The sequence below is a fragment of the Cellulomonas sp. GbtcB1 genome (genome assembly GCF_019091725.1).
Classification (GTDB): domain Bacteria; phylum Actinomycetota; class Actinomycetes; order Actinomycetales; family Cellulomonadaceae; genus Cellulomonas.
The window spans coordinates 1-238 of the sequence record NZ_JAGXJG010000527.1 but is presented as its reverse complement, the minus strand read 5'-3'; the positions used below and the strand labels follow the sequence as shown (position 1 = coordinate 238).

The window sequence follows — 238 nt, the reverse complement described above, 5'->3', positions numbered from 1 at the left end:
GCCCTCGTCGAGCTCGCCCCCCTGCCGCTCGGCGATCCGCCGGGCCTTCTCCAGGACCCCCGCGTCGTACGGGGTGCCGTCGGGCCGGCGCAGGTCGGGATGGCCGAGCAGCCCCGCGGCCGCCACCGCCATCTCCCCCGCCAGCCGGTCCACCTCGGCCCGATCGTCGGCGCCGTCGCGGACCAGGCCGAGCCGGCGCACCAGCCACCCCAGCGTGCCGCCCTGCACGAGCAGCGTG

General features: G+C 79.4%; 1 pseudogene. It reads right to left on the bottom strand.

Features of this window, described 5'->3' with window-relative positions:
- Nucleotides 1–238 (bottom strand): annotated as a pseudogene (locus KVT14_RS21270) (sodium:proton antiporter); the annotation flags it as partial.